This is a genomic window from Streptomyces sp. Tu 3180 (genome assembly GCF_009852415.1).
Lineage (GTDB): Bacteria > Actinomycetota > Actinomycetes > Streptomycetales > Streptomycetaceae > Streptomyces.
The window spans coordinates 2,289,778-2,305,754 of sequence record NZ_WOXS01000002.1; the positions used below are offsets into that span (position 1 = coordinate 2,289,778).

Annotated in this window: 11 protein-coding genes; 8 read left to right on the plus strand and 3 right to left on the minus strand. The window is 73.6% G+C overall.

Annotation, left to right across the window (positions count from 1 at the left end; translation table 11 throughout):
* Positions 1-2 precede the first annotated feature (2 nt).
* Positions 3-2,558: an ATP-dependent helicase HrpB gene (hrpB, locus tag GL259_RS11270; RefSeq protein ID WP_159531696.1), complete on the plus strand. Its 2,556-nt coding sequence runs from the start codon at positions 3-5 to the stop codon at positions 2,556-2,558.
* 110 nt (positions 2,559-2,668) lie between these two features.
* Here hrpB and GL259_RS11275 read toward each other — a convergent pair whose 3' ends face one another.
* Positions 2,669-4,426, minus strand: a complete 1,758-nt coding sequence (locus GL259_RS11275; protein WP_159531698.1) for a lytic transglycosylase domain-containing protein — start codon at positions 4,424-4,426, stop codon at positions 2,669-2,671.
* Positions 4,427-4,756: 330 nt separating this feature from the next.
* Between GL259_RS11275 and GL259_RS11280 the strand changes: the two genes are divergently transcribed.
* Positions 4,757-5,617, plus strand: a complete 861-nt coding sequence (locus tag GL259_RS11280) for a DUF4184 family protein (protein ID WP_159531700.1) — start codon at positions 4,757-4,759, stop codon at positions 5,615-5,617.
* On the opposite strand, the gene GL259_RS11285 is transcribed toward GL259_RS11280, so the two are convergent.
* Together GL259_RS11285 and polA are read right to left on the minus strand one after the other, a co-directional pair.
* Positions 5,535-5,978, minus strand: a complete 444-nt coding sequence (locus tag GL259_RS11285) for a hypothetical protein (protein WP_208026459.1) — start codon at positions 5,976-5,978, stop codon at positions 5,535-5,537. The genes GL259_RS11280 and GL259_RS11285 overlap by 83 nt on opposite strands.
* Positions 5,979-6,331: 353 nt before the next feature.
* Complete coding sequence (gene polA, locus GL259_RS11290) at positions 6,332-9,058, minus strand: DNA polymerase I (RefSeq protein ID WP_159531704.1); 2,727 nt, start codon at positions 9,056-9,058, stop codon at positions 6,332-6,334.
* A 379-nt stretch (positions 9,059-9,437) separates the two neighbouring features.
* Here polA and GL259_RS11295 point away from each other — a divergent pair, with 379 nt between their 5' ends.
* The 6 genes from GL259_RS11295 to GL259_RS11315 all read left to right on the plus strand — a co-directional run bounded on the left by GL259_RS11295 (position 9,438) and on the right by GL259_RS11315 (position 15,977).
* A complete protein-coding gene (locus GL259_RS11295) occupies positions 9,438-11,717 on the plus strand; it encodes an FdhF/YdeP family oxidoreductase (protein ID WP_159531706.1) in 2,280 nt (759 codons plus the stop codon).
* Positions 11,718-11,816: 99 nt separating this feature from the next.
* Complete coding sequence (locus tag GL259_RS11300; protein WP_159531708.1) at positions 11,817-12,299, plus strand: hotdog fold thioesterase; 483 nt, start codon at positions 11,817-11,819, stop codon at positions 12,297-12,299.
* Between the two features lie 76 nt (positions 12,300-12,375).
* The gene (locus GL259_RS11305) at positions 12,376-12,810 is read left to right on the plus strand and encodes a hypothetical protein (RefSeq protein WP_208026460.1); all 435 of its coding nucleotides are present in this window, start codon (positions 12,376-12,378) and stop codon (positions 12,808-12,810) included.
* A complete protein-coding gene (locus GL259_RS38670; RefSeq protein ID WP_166461468.1) occupies positions 12,807-13,409 on the plus strand; it encodes a Tat pathway signal sequence domain protein in 603 nt (200 codons plus the stop codon). The genes GL259_RS11305 and GL259_RS38670 overlap by 4 nt, the downstream gene beginning before the upstream one ends.
* Before the next feature lie 288 nt (positions 13,410-13,697).
* The gene (locus GL259_RS11310) at positions 13,698-14,933 is read left to right on the plus strand and encodes a branched-chain amino acid ABC transporter substrate-binding protein (protein ID WP_159531710.1); all 1,236 of its coding nucleotides are present in this window, start codon (positions 13,698-13,700) and stop codon (positions 14,931-14,933) included.
* Positions 14,934-15,044: 111 nt separating this feature from the next.
* Positions 15,045-15,977, plus strand: coding sequence for a branched-chain amino acid ABC transporter permease (locus GL259_RS11315; RefSeq protein WP_159531711.1), 933 nt, complete (start codon positions 15,045-15,047; stop codon positions 15,975-15,977).

Sequence of the window (15,977 nt, forward strand, 5' to 3'; positions counted from 1 at the left end):
GCGTGATCCGCCACGACGCCCTGGACGCCCTTCCCGTGCGGGAGGCCCTGCCCGGGCTGACCGGCGCCCTCGACGCGCACGGCACCGCCGTGCTGGTGGCGCCGCCCGGCACCGGCAAGACGACGCTGGTGCCGCCGGCGCTGGCGGGGCTGCTCGGTGACGGGCCCGCGCGGCGCGTGGTGGTCGCCGAACCGCGGCGGATCGCGGCCCGCGCGGCGGCGCGGCGGATGGCGTGGCTGCTGGGCGAGGAGGTCGGCGGGTCCGTCGGCTTCACCGTGCGCGGGGAGCGGGCGGTCGGCCGGCACACGCGCGTGGAGGTCGTCACGACCGGTGTGCTCCTGCAGCGGTTGCAGCGCGACCAGGAGCTGACCGGGGTGGACGTGGTGGTGCTCGACGAGTGCCACGAGCGGCATCTGGACGCGGACACCGCGGCGGCGTTCCTGTGGGACGTGCGCGAGGCGCTGCGCCCGGAGCTGCGGCTGGTGGCCGCGTCGGCGACGACGGACGCCGAGGGCTGGGCGCGGCTGCTGGGCGGCGCGCCGGTGGTCGAGGCGGCCGGTGCCGCGTTCCCCGTGGAGGTGGTGTGGGCGCCTCCCGCGCGTGCGGTGCGGCCGCCGCACGGCACGCGGGTCGACCCGGCGCTGCTGACGCACGTGGCGTCGGTGGTGCGGCGGGCGCTGGCCGAGCGGGACGGGGACGTGCTGGTGTTCCTGCCGGGGGTGGGCGAGATCGCCCGGGTGGCCGGGCAGCTGGGGGATCTCGGCGGTGTCGAGGTGCTCCAGGTGCACGGGCGGGCCCCGGCGGCCGTGCAGGACGCGGTGCTGTCGCCCGGCGGGAGGCGCCGGGTGGTGCTGGCGACCTCGGTGGCGGAGTCGTCGCTGACGGTTCCGGGGGTGCGGGTGGTCGTGGACTCGGGGCTCGCGCGCGAGCCCCGGGTCGACCACGTGCGCGGGCTGAGCGCGCTGACGACGGTGCGGGCCTCGCAGGCGGCCGGCCGGCAGCGGGCGGGCCGGGCCGGACGTGAGGCGCCGGGTGCGGTGTACCGCTGCTGGGCGGAGGCGGAGGACGCGCGGCTGCCGCGGTTCCCCTCCCCCGAGATCAAGGTGGCCGACCTGACGGCGTTCGCGCTCCAGGCGGCGTGCTGGGGCGATCCCGACGCCTCCGGGCTGGCGCTGCTGGATCCCCCGCCGGGCGGGGCCATGGCGGCGGCCCGGGACGTCCTCGCGGCGATCGGGGCGGTCGGTCCCGACGGACGGGCCACGGAGCGGGGCGCGCGGCTCGCGCGGCTGGGGCTGCACCCCCGGCTGGGGCGGGCGCTGCTGGACGCGGCACCGGTCGTGGGCGCCGGGCTCGCGGCCGAGGTGGTCGCGCTGATCGGTGAGGAGCCGCCCCGGGAGTACGGGGACGACCTCGCCGGTGCGCTGCGGGCCGCGCGGCGCGGCGGTGACGCGTACGCGGGGCGGTGGCGGGCGGAGGTGCGCAGGCTGCGCTCGCTCGCCCCGGAGGTCCCCGGGGCCCCGGAAGCCGCGGAGGTTCCCGGGCGGCCCGTCCACGGCCCCGGCTCCTCGCCGGTGCGGCCGGACGGGGAGGACGCCCGGATGGGGCTCGTGGCCGCGCTCGCCTTCCCCGAGCGGGTGGCCCGCGCGGACGGCGGCTCGTACCTGATGGTGTCCGGCACCCGTGCCGAGACGGACGCGGGGAGCGCACTGCGCGGTGCGCCCTGGATCGCGGTCGCCGTGGCCGACCGGCCCGTGGGGCGGGGGCACGCGCGCGTGCGGCTCGGCGCGGTCGTCGGCGAGGACGTCGCGCGCCGGGCGGCGGGGGCCCTGCTGGAGTCGCGCGAGGAGGTCCGCTGGGCCGACGGGGACGTCGTGGCGCGGCGGGTCGAGCGGCTGGGGGCGGTGGAGCTGGCCGTGCGGCCGCACACCGGCGCCGACCCCTCGCTGGTGCGGGCGGCGCTGCTGGACGGTCTGCGGCGCGAGGGTTTCGGGCTGCTGCGGTGGCCGGCGGAGGCGGGCGTGCTGCGGCAGCGGATGGCGTTCCTGCACCGCCGGCTCGGCGAGCCGTGGCCCGACGTCTCGGACGAGGCGCTGCACGCGCGGGTGGAGGAGTGGCTGGAGCCGGAGCTCGGCCGTGCCCGCAGGCGGGCCGACCTCGCGCGGATCGACGCCGGGCGGGCGCTCGCGCGGCTGCTGCCCTGGGCCTCCGGCCAGGCCGTACGGCTCGACGAGCTCGCCCCCGAGCGGATCACCGTGCCCAGCGGGTCCGGGATCCGGATCGACTACTCCGACCCGGAGCAGCCGGTGCTGGCCGTGAAGCTCCAGGAGATGTTCGGGCTCCAGGAGTCGCCCCGGGTGGCCGGGGTGCCGCTGCTGGTGCACCTGCTGTCCCCGGCCGGGCGGCCGGCCGCCGTGACCGCCGACCTCGCCTCCTTCTGGCGGGACGGTTACAGGGGCGTACGGGCCGAGCTGCGCGGGCGGTACCCCAGGCATCCGTGGCCGGAGGACCCGGCCACCGCCGAGCCGACCCGGCACACCAACGCGCGGCTCGGGCGGTGAGCCGCTTCCGGTTCCGTCACCGGCCCGCACACGGGCGAGGGCGCCCCTCCGTCGTTCGCGGAGGGGCGCCCTCGCCCGTTGTTCCGGGTGTTCCGGTTGTTCCGGTGCGGTCAGGCGCCGGGGCTCGCCGAAGGGCTGGTGGACGGGGACGGGCCCGGTGACGCCGTCCCGGCCGCCGCCACGGTCAGTTCCACCGTGAGGGTGGCCCCGCCCGCGGTGGTGACGCGGAGCAGGAACGTGCCGGTGGTGTCGTCGGCGTACAGCTGCGGCAGCTTCAGCAGGCCGTCCGCGTCCGTCTCCAGGCCGCCGAGGGTGCGGACGGCCTTGCCGTCGGCGTCCTTGAAGTAGGGGCCCTTGTCGCTCGCGGTCGGGTCGTCGGCCGACCTGATCAGCGTGGCGGTGGCCGCGACCCCGTCGGCGGCGGCGCCGCCGCGGGTGGCCCTCATCTCGACCCGGTGCGCGAACTCGCCGCCCGGGACGCAGGTGAGCGCCTCGTCGCCGGTGCGCACGAGGGTGTCGGCGGCGCGCTCGGTGACGGTGGCCCGGTAGTCGAGGCCCGGTACCGTCCGGCCGGCGACGGTGGCGCGGACCGTGACGTCGCCCGTCTTCTCGCCCGCCCGCAGGGCGGGTGCCACGGCGACGCCCGAGCTGTCGGTGACGACGGTGGCCACGCTCTCGCCGCCGGTGAAGGTGGTGTCGGTGTCGCCGAGAATGGTGAAGCGGATCCGCACCTTCGCCACGGCCCTGCCGGCGTCCGTCTCGGCGCGGGCGCCGATCCTCTCGGTGAAGGTGTCGCCCGCCATCGCGGTGAGCTTCCCGGTGCCGGCGTTCTCCAGGTGGTCCACCGTGTCGGTGGGCGTCTGCGGCGTGCCGGGCGGCGTCGGTGACGGGGAGGGCTTCTCGGGAGCGGGCGGGGCCGGCGGCTTGGAGCCCGGGCTGTCGCCGGCCGGCTTCCCGGGCTTGGCGCCCGGCTTGGTGCCGGGCTTGGGCGTCGAGGTGCCCGGCGCCGACGGGGTGGAGCCGGCCGTGCGGCCGTCGCTGCGGCCCACGGGCAGGGCGCCGGTGCCGTCCGGGATCTCGTGGGTGCCCTTGCGGTAGTACTCCAGCCACGACAGGACGGTGTTCAGGTAGTCCGTGGAGTTGTTGTAGCTGAGGATCGCCTTGTTGAGGTCGCCCTGGTCGGACAGGTCCCAGCCGAAGCGGCACAGGTAGTGGCCGGCCGCGAGCGCGGCGTCGTAGACGTTGTTGGGGTCCTCACGGCCGTCGCCGTTGCCGTCGCGGCCCGCCCACTCCCAGGTGGACGGGATGAACTGCATGGGGCCGACGGCGTTGTCGTAGCTGCTGTTGCCGTCGTACGCGCCGTCGTCGGTGTCCTTGATGAGCGCGAAGCCGTTGCCGTCGAGCTGCGGGCCGATGATCGGGCTGAGGGTGGTGCCGTCGGCGTCGACCCGGCCGCCGCGGGCCTGGCCGGACTCCACCTTGCCGATGGCCGCGAGCAGTTGCCAGGGCAGGTTGCAGCCGGGCTTCTTCTCGCGCAGCTCGGCCTCGGCCTTCTTGTAGGCGTCCAGGACGGTCGCCGGTATGCCGGCCTCGCTGCCGCCGGACACGCCCGGGCCGGTGCTCGCGGACGGGGAGGGACGGGGGCTGTTGAGCGGCGGCAGGTCCGTGTAGTAGGGCGAGTTGCCGGTCGCGCCGACGCCGTCGGCGCTCTTCTCGGGCGCGGGCGTGGCGTCCGCGGTGGTCTGTCCGCCCCCGCCGTCGACCGTCACCCCCGGAGCCTGGGACGCGGACAGGGCCGCGACCGCCGCCGCGGCCACGGCGGTGGTTGCGGCTCCCTTGCGCAGCCGCCTGCCGAATTGCGCCGCCATAGAGTGAACCCCTCCCGTGAACGCCGGAGCGTCCGTCGCCGTCTTCGTATCCGCCCTGTTGTGACGATCCACCCGCCTCACCGGTTGTCCTCGGCGGGCGTGAATGTTTTCCGTTGTCCTCCGTACGCGCCCGTTCGTCCCGCGCCCGGACACGACGGCCCTCGTGACCCTACGACAACTTCCTTTGCCCGGACACCCGTTCATGCCCGGTATTCACCCATTGGCCATGTTCGTGCGTGACCGGTGACGCTGCGGGGCGTCCCGCATACTGGGGTTCGCCGATCGCCGGGGCTCGCCGGTCCCCGCCGACGTCCGCCGCGAGGAGACGCGTTGCCGTTCACACTGAGCCATGCGGCGGCGGTGCTGCCCGCCGTGCGCACCGACGGGGCCGGTCGTGGCCCGCTGGTTCCGGCCGTGCTCGTCGCGGGTTCCTCCGCTCCCGACATGACCTACTACGCGGCGAGCGTCCTGTCCGGGGCGATGGAGTTCGGGGACGTCACGCACTCCTTCCCGGGTGTGTTCACGATCGACGTGCTCGTCGCCTGGGCGCTGGTGGGTCTGTGGCTGCTGGTGCGCGAACCGCTGGTGGCGCTGGGGCCGCGGGCCCGGCAGGGGCGGGCGGCCGCCCTGCTGCGCTGCGGGGCGCCACGCGCGCGCGTGCGGCCGTCCCTGGTGCTGCGCTGGTACGTCTCGGCGGTGCTCGGCGCGCTGACGCACGTCGTGTGGGACGCCTTCACCCACCTCGACCGGTGGGGGATGCGGGTGTTCCCCGTGCTCGGCGAGAAGGTGGCGGGCTCACCCCTGTACTGGTACCTGCAGTACGGCGGTTCGGCGGTGGCCGCGCTGGTGATCGCCGTGTTCGTGGTGCGGGCGCTGCGCCGGATGCCCCGGTCCGCCGCGCCGGCGGGAGTACCGGTGCTGTCGGTCGCGGACCGGTGGTGGGCCGCCGCGCTGCTCGGCGGCTGCGCGCTGGCGGCGGCGGTGCAGCGGGCCTCGCGGTGGTGGGCCTTCCAGGGGGCGACCGCGAAACCCTGGGAGCTGGTCCCGACGGTGTGCTTCGGGGCGGGCGCCGGGCTCGTCCTCGCGTTGCCGGTCTACGCGGTGGCCGTCAGGGCGTGGCGTCCGGTCCCGGCCGCGCAGGGCCCTGGAGGCGCCGGTACGCGGCGGCCGGACCGTACGACCGCACGCTGAGGGTCTCGCCGGCCGCGACGAACACGGTGATCGTGCGGACCGGACGGGACCGGGGCAGCAGGGTGAGGGCGAGCGTGAGGCAGTCGCGGGCCAGCTCGGCCCACAGCCGCCAGGGCGGCGGCGCGCCGGGGCGTACGGGGCGCGCGGCGGTGGCCGCGCGGTCGGTGTGCCACCGGCCGTCGGTGACGCGGCGGCCGAGGTCCGCCGTGGCGTGCCGCAGCGTGGCTGCGCGGGTGGCGGGGGTGCGGGCGGTGCTTGCGGCGGCCGCGAAGACCGGAACCGGCGGAAACGCCTCGAGGGTGGGTCCGTCGGTGCCGGCCCGCGGGGGTGCCGCTCTGCGGTGAAGCATGCGTATACCCATGCCCCGCATCCTGGCGGGCGAGCCTGCGCGGGGCCGCCTCGCGGGGGCCACGCGGGTGAAGAGCGGTGCGGGGGGGGTGGGCGGCACGAGGGTCCGGGGCGGACGTCGTCCCCGGCCCGGCGGATGCCGGTGACCGCGGGTGCACGGCCGGCCGGACATCGCCGGACCGCGCCCCCTGCGGCCGAGCCCGCCCGAGACCGGCCGGGGCCGCCCGAGACCGCCCGGGGCGCGGCCCGCCGGGCGGCACCGGACCGCGCCCCCGCGGGTGCGCGCCGCCGCGGCGGGCGGGAGCGGCCGGGGCGGGAGGGACGGCCGGCCTCTCCGGTCTCCCACCCCGCACCCGCCCGGGAGGGCTAGTGCGCGGCCGACTCCCAGTCGCTGCCCGCGCCCACCGAGACGCCCAGGGGGACGCGGAGCCGGACCGCGTCCGCCATTTCGCGGCGGACCAGTTCCTCCACGGCCGGCCGCTCGCCGGGGGCGACCTCCAGGACGATCTCGTCGTGGACCTGCAGGAGCATCCGGGACGTCAGGCCCGCCTCCCGCAGCGCGCCGTCCACCTTCAGCATGGCGATCTTGACGATGTCCGCGGCCGTGCCCTGGATCGGCGCGTTCAGGGCCATGCGCTCGGCCGCCTCGCGGCGCTGGCGGTTGTCGCTGTTGAGGTCGGGCAGGTAGCGGCGGCGGCCGAAGAGCGTCGCCGTGTAGCCGGTCGCCCTCGCCTCGTCCACGACCCGGCGCAGGTAGTCCCGCACCCCGCCGAACCGCTCGAAGTAGGCGTCCATCAGCGCACGCGCCTCGGCCGCCTCGATGCTGAGCTGCTGGGAGAGGCCGAAGGCCGACAGACCGTACGCCAGGCCGTACGACATCGCCTTGATCTTGCGGCGCATCTCCGCGTCCACGGCGGACGGGTCGACGGAGAACACCCGCGCGGCCGCCGTGGTGTGCAGGTCCTCGCCCGAGGTGAACGCCTCGATCAGGCCGGCGTCCTCGGAGAGGTGGGCCATCACGCGCAGTTCGATCTGGCTGTAGTCGGCGGTGAGGAGGCACTCGAAGCCCTCGCCGACGACGAAGCCGCGGCGGATGGCGCGGCCCTCGTCCGTGCGGACCGGGATGTTCTGCAGGTTCGGGTCGGTCGAGGAGAGCCGGCCGGTGGCGGCGACCGTCTGGTTGAACGTGGTGTGGATGCGGCCGTCCGCGGCGATCGTCTTGATCAGGCCCTCGACGGTGACGCGCAGCTTCGCCTGCTCGCGGTGGCGGAGCATGATCACCGGCAGTTCGTTGTCGGTCTGCGTGGCGAGCCAGGCCAGCGCGTCGGCGTCCGTGGTGTAGCCGGTCTTCGTCTTCTTCGTCTTCGGCAGGGCCAGCTCGCCGAAGAGGACCTCCTGGAGCTGCTTGGGCGAGCCCAGGTTGAACTCGTGCCCCGCCGCCGCGTGCGCCTCCTTCACCGCCTGCTGCACGGCGCCCGCGAACATCTGCTCCATGGCCTCCAGGTGGGTCCGGTCGGCGGCGATGCCGTGCCGCTCCATGCGGGCCAGCAGCGCCGACGTCGGCAGCTCCATGTCCCGCAGCAGGTCCGCCGCGCCCACCTCCTCGAGGCGGCCCTCGAAGGCCTCCCCCAGGTCGAGGATCGCGCGGGCCTGCACCATCAGCGCCTCGGCCTCGGCCCCGTCGTCCGCGCCGAAGGCGAGCTGCCCGTCGGGGGCGGCGGCGGGCGCCAGCTCGCGGTGCAGGTACTCCAGGGACAGCGCGTCCAGGTCGAAGGAGCGGCGGCCCGGCTTGACCAGGTACGCGGCGAGGGCGGTGTCCATGGTGACGCCCTCGACGCTCCAGCCGTGCTCGGCGAAGACCCGCATCGCGCCCTTGGCGTCGTGGAACACCTTGGGGCGGTCCGCGTCGGCGAGCCAGGCGGCGAACGCCCGCTCGTCGGCCTCGTCCAGCTCGGCCGGGTCGAACCAGGCGGCCGGGCCGGCGGTCGTGGCCAGCGCGACCTCGGCGACCGAGCCGGTGCCCAGCGCCCAGGTGCCGACGGTGGCGACGCCGAGGGGCCCGGTGCCGTGCTCGGTGAGCCAGCCGGCCAGCTCGCCCGTGCCCAGGACGGTGCCGTCCAGCTCCACGCCGTCCGCGACGACCGGGGTGGCCTCGGCCTGCTCCCCGCCCGGGTCGACGGCGAAGAGGCGCTCGCGCAGCGACGGGTTCCTGATCTCCAGGGTGTCCAGGATCATCGCCACGGCCTTGCGGTCGTAGGCGGTCCGCTCCAGGTCGAGGACGCCCTTGGGCAGCTCGACCTGCCGCTCCAGCTCGGTGAGCCGGCGGTTGAGCTTGACCGACTCCAGGTGGTCGCGCAGGTTCTGCCCGGCCTTGCCCTTGACCTCGTCGACGCGCTCGACCAGCTCGGCGAAGGAACCGAACTGGTTGATCCACTTCGCGGCCGTCTTCTCGCCGACGCCGGGGATGCCCGGCAGGTTGTCGGACGGGTCGCCGCGCAGCGCCGCGAAGTCGGGGTACTGCGCGGGCGTCAGCCCGTACTTCTCGACCACCTTCTCCGGGGTGAACCGGGTCAGCTCGGAGACGCCCTTCGTCGGGTACAGCACCGTGGTGTGCTCGGAGACCAGCTGGAAGGAGTCCCGGTCGCCGGTGACGATCAGCACCTCGAAGCCCTCGGCCTCGGCCTGGGTGGCGAGCGTGGCGATGACGTCGTCCGCCTCGTACCCCTCGACGGCGAAGCGCGGGGCGTGCATCGCGTCGAGCAGCTCGCCGATCAGCTGGACCTGGCCCTTGAACTCGTCCGGGGTCTTGGAGCGGTTCGCCTTGTACTCGGTGAACTCCTCGGACCGCCAGGTCTTGCGGGAGACGTCGAAGGCGACCGCGAAGTGCGTGGGCGCCTCGTCGCGCAGCGTGTTGGCCAGCATCGACGCGAAGCCGTAGACGGCGTTCGTCGGCTGGCCCGTCGCGGTGGTGAAGTTCTCCGCGGGCAGCGCGAAGAACGCGCGGTAGGCCAGCGAGTGCCCGTCCATGAGCATCAGTCGCGGACGAGTCCCGCCGGAGGTCTGGTCGGTCTTCTTCGATGCTGTCTCTGCCACGCCCCCGATCCTGCCACGCCCCACCGACACTCGGCCCCGTCCCCACACCGCCGGGCCCTCGCGCGCCACGCCGCGGGGCCGCCGTCCGCGCCCACCGCCGAGTCCCGTCGCATCCGGCCCGCCCGCCCGTCGCATCCAGCCCACCCGCCCGTCGCATCCAGCCCACCCGTCACCTCCGCCCGGCCCGTCCCTCCCGCCATGCGCCCTCGTGCCCGTCCGCCCGCGCCCACGGACCGGTCCCCGCCGGGCGGACCGCCCGGCGGTCCGGGCCGCGCAGCCTCCGCTTCCGCCCCCGGGCCCGCCCGGCCACGGTCGTCGTCGGCACCGCGTGGCAGGATCGGAGACGTAGCTCACACGTGTACGCGAAGGGGAGTGCGCGATGGCCACGAAGCCGCCCAAGGGTGATCCGGTTCAGGACGCGCCGCAGGTCGCCGGGCCGAAGCACGCGGCAGCGGGCCTGCCGGCGATCGGCCACACCCTGCGTGTGGCGCAGCAGCAGATGGGGGTGCGGCGCACGGCGCTGACGCTGCTCAGCGTCAACCAGAAGGACGGCTTCGACTGCCCGGGCTGCGCCTGGCCGGAGCCGGAGCACCGGCACCGGGCGGAGTTCTGCGAGAACGGCGCGAAGGCCGTGGCCGAGGAGGCCACCCTGCGCCGGGTCACCCCGGAGTTCTTCGCCGAGCACCCCGTCGCCGACCTGGCCGGCCGCAGCGGCTACTGGCTGGGCCAGCAGGGCCGCCTGACCCACCCCATGTACCTCCCCGAGGGCGGTGACCGCTACGAGCCGGTCACCTGGGAGCGCGCCTTCGACATCGTCGCCGAGGAGATCGGCGCCCTCTCCTCCCCCGACGAGGCCGTCTTCTACACCTCCGGGCGCACCAGCAACGAGGCGGCCTTCCTCTACCAGCTGTTCGCGCGCGAGCTCGGCACCAACAACCTGCCCGACTGCTCCAACATGTGCCACGAGTCCTCCGGCTCGGCCCTGTCGGAGACGATCGGCGTCGGCAAGGGCAGCGTCCTGCTGGAGGACCTCCACCGGGCCGACCTGATCATCGTCGCCGGGCAGAACCCCGGCACCAACCACCCGCGCATGCTGTCCGCCCTGGAGAGGGCCAAGGCGAACGGCGCGCGCGTCATCAGCGTCAACCCGCTGCCGGAGGCGGGACTGGAGCGCTTCAAGAACCCGCAGACCCCCAAGGGGCTGACCACCGGCGCCGCGCTGACCGACCTGTTCCTGCAGATCCGCATCGGCGGCGACCAGGCCCTCTTCCGCCTCCTCAACAAGCTGATCCTCGACGCGCCGGGCGCGGTCGACGAGCGGTTCGTGCGCGAACACACGCACGGCTTCGAGGAGTTCGCCGAGGCCGCGCGCGCCGCCGACTGGGACGAGACGCTCACCGCGACCGGTCTCACGCGCGGGGACATCGAGCGGTGCCTGCGGATGGTCCTCGCCTCGAAGCGCACCGTCGTGTGCTGGGCGATGGGCCTCACCCAGCACAAGCACTCCGTGCCGATGATCCGCGAGATCGTCAACTTCCTCCTGCTGCGCGGCAACATCGGCCGCCCGGGGGCGGGCGTGTGCCCGGTGCGCGGCCACTCCAACGTGCAGGGCGACCGCACCATGGGCATCTTCGAGCGCCCCGCGCCGGCCTTCCTGGACGCCCTGGAGAGGGAGTTCGGCTTCGCCCCGCCGCGCGAGCACGGCTACGACGTCGTACGGGCCATCCGCGCCCTGCGCGACGGCCGCGCGAAGGTGTTCTTCGCCATGGGCGGCAACTTCGTCTCCGCCTCCCCCGACACGGCGGTCACCGAGGCCGCGATGCGGCGGGCCCGGCTGACGGTGCACGTGTCGACCAAGCTGAACCGCTCGCACGTCGTCACGGGCGCGCGGGCCCTGATCCTGCCGACCCTGGGCCGCACCGAGCGCGACCTGCAGGGCGGCGGCGAGCAGTTCGTGACGGTCGAGGACTCCATGGGGATGGTGCACGCCTCCCGGGGCCGGCTGGAGCCGGCGAGCCCGCACCTGCTGTCCGAGCCGGCCATCGTGTGCCGGCTGGCCCGCCGGGTCCTCGGCGAGGACAGCGTGGTGCCCTGGGAGGAGTTCGAGAAGGACTACGCCACGATCCGCGACCGCATCGCGCGGGTGGTCCCCGGCTTCGAGGACTTCAACGCGCGCGTGGCCCGCCCCGGTGGCTTCGCGCTCCCCCACGCCCCGCGCGACGAGCGCCGCTTCCCCACGGCCACCGGCAAGGCCAACTTCACCGCCGCGCCGGTGGAGTACCCGAAGCTGCCGCAGGGGCGGCTGCTGCTGCAGACGCTGCGTTCGCACGACCAGTACAACACCACGATCTACGGCCTCGACGACCGCTACCGGGGCATCAGGAACGGCCGCAGGGTGGTGCTGGTCAACCCCGAGGACGCGCGGGAGCTCGGACTGGTGGACGGCGCCTACGTCGACCTGGTCGGCGAGTGGAGGGACGGCGTGGAGCGCAGGGCGCCCGGCTTCCGCGTCGTGCACTACCCGACGGCCCGGGGCTGCGCCGCCGCGTACTACCCGGAGACCAACGTCCTGGTGCCGCTCGACGCCACCGCGGACACCAGCAACACCCCGGCCAGCAAGTCCGTCGTGGTGCGTCTGGAACAATCCGCTGCCGACTGAGCGTTCGCTCAGCGACGGCGCGGTACGGCGCACCGCGGCAGGCGGCGGTGCGCCCCGCGCGGTCGGCCGCAGTGATCACGACGAACGGAGCCGGACCCCATGGGAGAGCAACAGCACGTGAAGTTCCCGCAAGAGGTCATCGACGAGTACGCCGCGCTCGGCGTGGACCTGCAGGCCCTGTTCTCCGCGGGCCACCTGGGCACGCGCATGGGCGTGCAGATCCTCGAGGCCTCGGCCGAGCGGGTCGTCGGGACGATGCCGGTGGAGGGCAACACCCAGCCCTACGGGCTGCTGCACGGCGGCGCCTCCGCCGTCCTGGCCGAGACGCTGGGCTCGGTGGGGTCGATGCTGCACGGCGGCAGCTCCAGGATCGCGGTCGGCGTCGACCTCAACTGCACGCACCACCGCGGCGTCCGCTCCGGCCTGGTCACCGGGGTGGCCACGCCGGTGCACCGGGGGCGGTCCACCGCGACGTACGAGATCGTCGTCACCGACGAGGCGGACAGGCGGGTGTGCACCGCGCGGCTGACCTGTCTGCTGCGGGACGTGAGGCCCGGCGACGGGGAACAGGCCGGGGGCTGACGGCCGTCGGGGTGCGGGGAGCCCCCGCACCCCGCCACCGTTGCCTCCGGCCGGCCGGCGTCCTAGCGTTCGGAGCATGCGACGGGGAGGCACCTCTCGGGCGTGGGCGGGGGCGTTCGCCGTGCCCCTCGTGGCCGTGCTTCTGGCGGGCCCGGCGGCGACCGGCTGCGGGGCGGCGGGTTCCGGCCACGCGGGCCGGACCCCCTCGGCCGGCGCGGACGGCGGGCGCACGACCCCGCCGTCACCGCGGGTCACGTCCGACGAGGACCTGTGCACGAAGCTCGTCGGCCACTGGTCGCGCGAGGTGCTGAACGGCCGCACCTACGGCGACTACCAGTCCATGGGGCTGTCCGGCGGACAGTACGACGTCCTGCGCGAGGTGGTCGATTCCGCGCGGGCCGCCCAGCGTCAAGGAGCCGCGGACGTCGGCCGGCTGATCGACCGTGAGGCGCGCGAGGGGTGCGTCGAGTGGTACCGCGCCGGCGGGCCGGACAAGGGACCCTGGCGGTGAGCGGGGTCGGCCCGGTGGAGCCGGGCGAGGGCACTCACGTCCGGGACGCCTCCTTCGCGCCCCGCTCCCGACGCGGCCCCCTGGAGCGGTGCTTCGAGCAGCACCGCAGGGCCGTGCTGGGGGCGCTCCTCACCTCCGCCGCGCTCGCGGGCAGCGGCTACCTCTACGCCACCCGGCCCCGGCCTGAGCCACCGCCGCCCCCGCCGTACCCGAGCCAGGTGACCGCCATCGCCTACCTGAATCCGCAGGTCACAGGCGTCGGGACCGACCCGCGGAGTTTTTCCTTCGACGTGGGGATGACTATGGAATACGGCCCTCCGGTTACCGTCACGCGGATATCCCAGCCGTATGCCGGACTGTCCGTGACATCCAGCCCGCGCACCCCCTTTCGGACACGCACAGGATCCCCACGCAAGATCACGATCACCGTACGGGTGACGGAATGCGGAAAAGTGCCACGGAACGCCGGACTCCCTTTCCTGGACGTAACTTTGCGTAATACGCACGCAATCGAAGACCACAGCTTCATCCTCGGATCCCGGTACGCACAGGACCTCTCCCGCGCCCTGCAAGTAGCCTGCAGCAACGACTTCAGGTAATCACCAAAATGCTCGACACGCCTGAACGGACCCCGCCGGGTCCTGCGGTTTCTCACCATCCGGACAGGGCAAAACGGCGAGAATTCAGCCGTTCCCCCCACTCGGTACCGCTCTGCAATACGTCGTGTCATAACAAGAGCGTCACAGCCTTGGCCAGAGTCTCCTCCGCATTCCCCACCCACGCTTAGAGTCACGGCCAGTCACCGCGCCGCCCGATTCACACGTCGGCCCAGCGCTCGACTCGGCCGTTTCCACCGGGAAGCGGCTGTCAGGGGAAAGGACTGGATCGTGCGTCAACGTTCGCTCATCGCCATCACCGCCGCTCTGGCGGCGGGAGCACTCACCCTCACCGCCTGCGGCTCACGCGACGACGACGGCGGCGGCAGCTCGGACTCCGGCAACGGTGGCACCACCGTGGTCATCGGCGTCGACGCGCCGCTGACCGGCGACCTGTCCGCGCTGGGTCTCGGCATCAAGAACTCCGTGGACCTCGCGGCCAAGACCGCCAACAAGGAGAAGTACGTCGAGGGCGTCACCTTCAAGATCGAAGCCCTCGACGACCAGGGCCAGGCCTCCGTCGGCCAGCAGAACGCCACCAAGCTCGTCGCCAACGACGACGTCCTCGGCGTCGTCGGCCCGCTGAACTCCTCCGTCGGCGAGTCCATGCAGAAGGTCTTCGACACGGCCAAGCTGGTCGAGGTCTCCCCGGCCAACACCAACCCCGCCCTGACCCAGGGCGTGAACTGGCAGAAGGAGAAGGTCCGGCCGTACAAGTCGTACTTCCGCACCGCGACCACGGACGCCATCCAGGGCCCGTTCGCCGCGCAGTACGTCTACAACGACGCCAAGAAGAAGAAGGTCTTCGTCATCGACGACAAGAAGACCTACGGCGCCGGCCTCGCCGCCACCTTCACCGAGGAGTTCAAGAAGCTCGGCGGCAAGGTCGTCGGCACCGAGCACATCAACCCCGAGAGCAAGGACTTCAGCGCCGTCGCGACCAAGGTCAAGAACTCCGGCGCCGACGTCGTCTACTACGGCGGCGAGTACCCGCAGGCCGGCCCGCTGAGCAAGCAGATCAAGGAGGCCGGCGCCAAGATCCCGCTGGTCGGCGGTGACGGCATCTACAGCGCCGACTTCATCAAGCTGGCCGGCGCCGCCGGTACCGGCGACCTCGCCACCTCGGTCGGCGCGCCCGTCGAGGAGCTCCCCTCCGCCAAGGAGTTCGTCGCCAACTACAAGGACGCCGGATACAAGGAGGCCTTCGAGGCGTACGGCGGCTACTCCTACGACTCCGCCTGGGCGATCATCGAGGCCGTCAAGAAGGTCGTCGAGGACAACGACGGCAAGCTCCCCGACGACGCCCGCGCCAAGGTCGTCGACGCCATGCAGAACGTCTCCTTCGACGGGGTGACGGGCAAGGTCTCCTTCGACGAGTTCGGTGACGCCACCAACAAGCAGCTCACCGTGTACTCCGTCAAGAACGGCGAGTGGACCACGGTGAAGTCCGGCACCTTCACCGGCTGACCGCCCGCACCACTCCCACGAGCCGCGCGGGGCGCTGTTCCACTGGCGCCCCGCGCGGACTCGCATCCGGCCCCATCCGTCGAACATTCCGAAAGTCTCGGAGGACATGCGGTGAACGAACTGCCGCAGCAGCTGGTCAACGGCCTGCTACTGGGATCCATGTACGGCCTTGTCGCCATCGGCTACACAATGGTCTACGGCATCGTCCAGCTCATCAACTTCGCCCACGGCGAGATCTTCATGGTCGGCGCCTTCGGCGCCCTCACCGTGCATCTGTACCTCTTGCCCGACGGCACCTCCATCTGGGTGGCGCTGCCCCTGATGCTGCTCGGCGCCGTGATCGTCTCGGTCCTGGTCGCCATCGGAGCGGAACGGTTCGCCTACCGCCCCCTGCGCGGCGCGCCCCGCCTGGCACCGCTCATCACCGCCATCGGACTCTCCCTCGCGCTGCAGCAGGCCGTCTGGGCCTTCTACCCCGAGGCGAAGTCCAAGCTGGCCTTCCCGCAGATCGAAGGCGGCCCCTTCAGCATCGGCGGCGCCACCATCCAGACCGGCGACATCTTCCTTCTCGTCGCCGCCCCCATCAGCATGGCGTTCCTCGCCTACTTCGTGATGCGCACCCGCACCGGGCGTGGCATGCAGGCCACCGCGCAAGACCCGGACACCGCGAAGCTCATGGGCGTCAACACCGACCGCATCATCGTGATCGCCTTCGCCCTCGGAGCGGTCTTCGCCGCCGTCGGAGGTGTCGCCAGCGGCCTCAAGTACGGCCAGATCGACTTCAAGATGGGCTTCATCCTCGGCCTCAAGGCCTTCACCGCGGCGGTCCTCGGCGGCATCGGCAACATCTACGGCGCCATGATCGGCGGTGTGGTCCTCGGTGTCGTCGAGACCCTGGCCACCGCCTACATCGCCGACATCCCCGGCCTGGACAAGTTCGGCAGCCAGTCCTGGGCCGAGGTCTGGGCCTTCATCCTCCTCATCCTCGTGCTGCTGTTCAGGCCACAGGGCCTGCTCGGCGAACGCGTTGCGGACAGGGCGTGA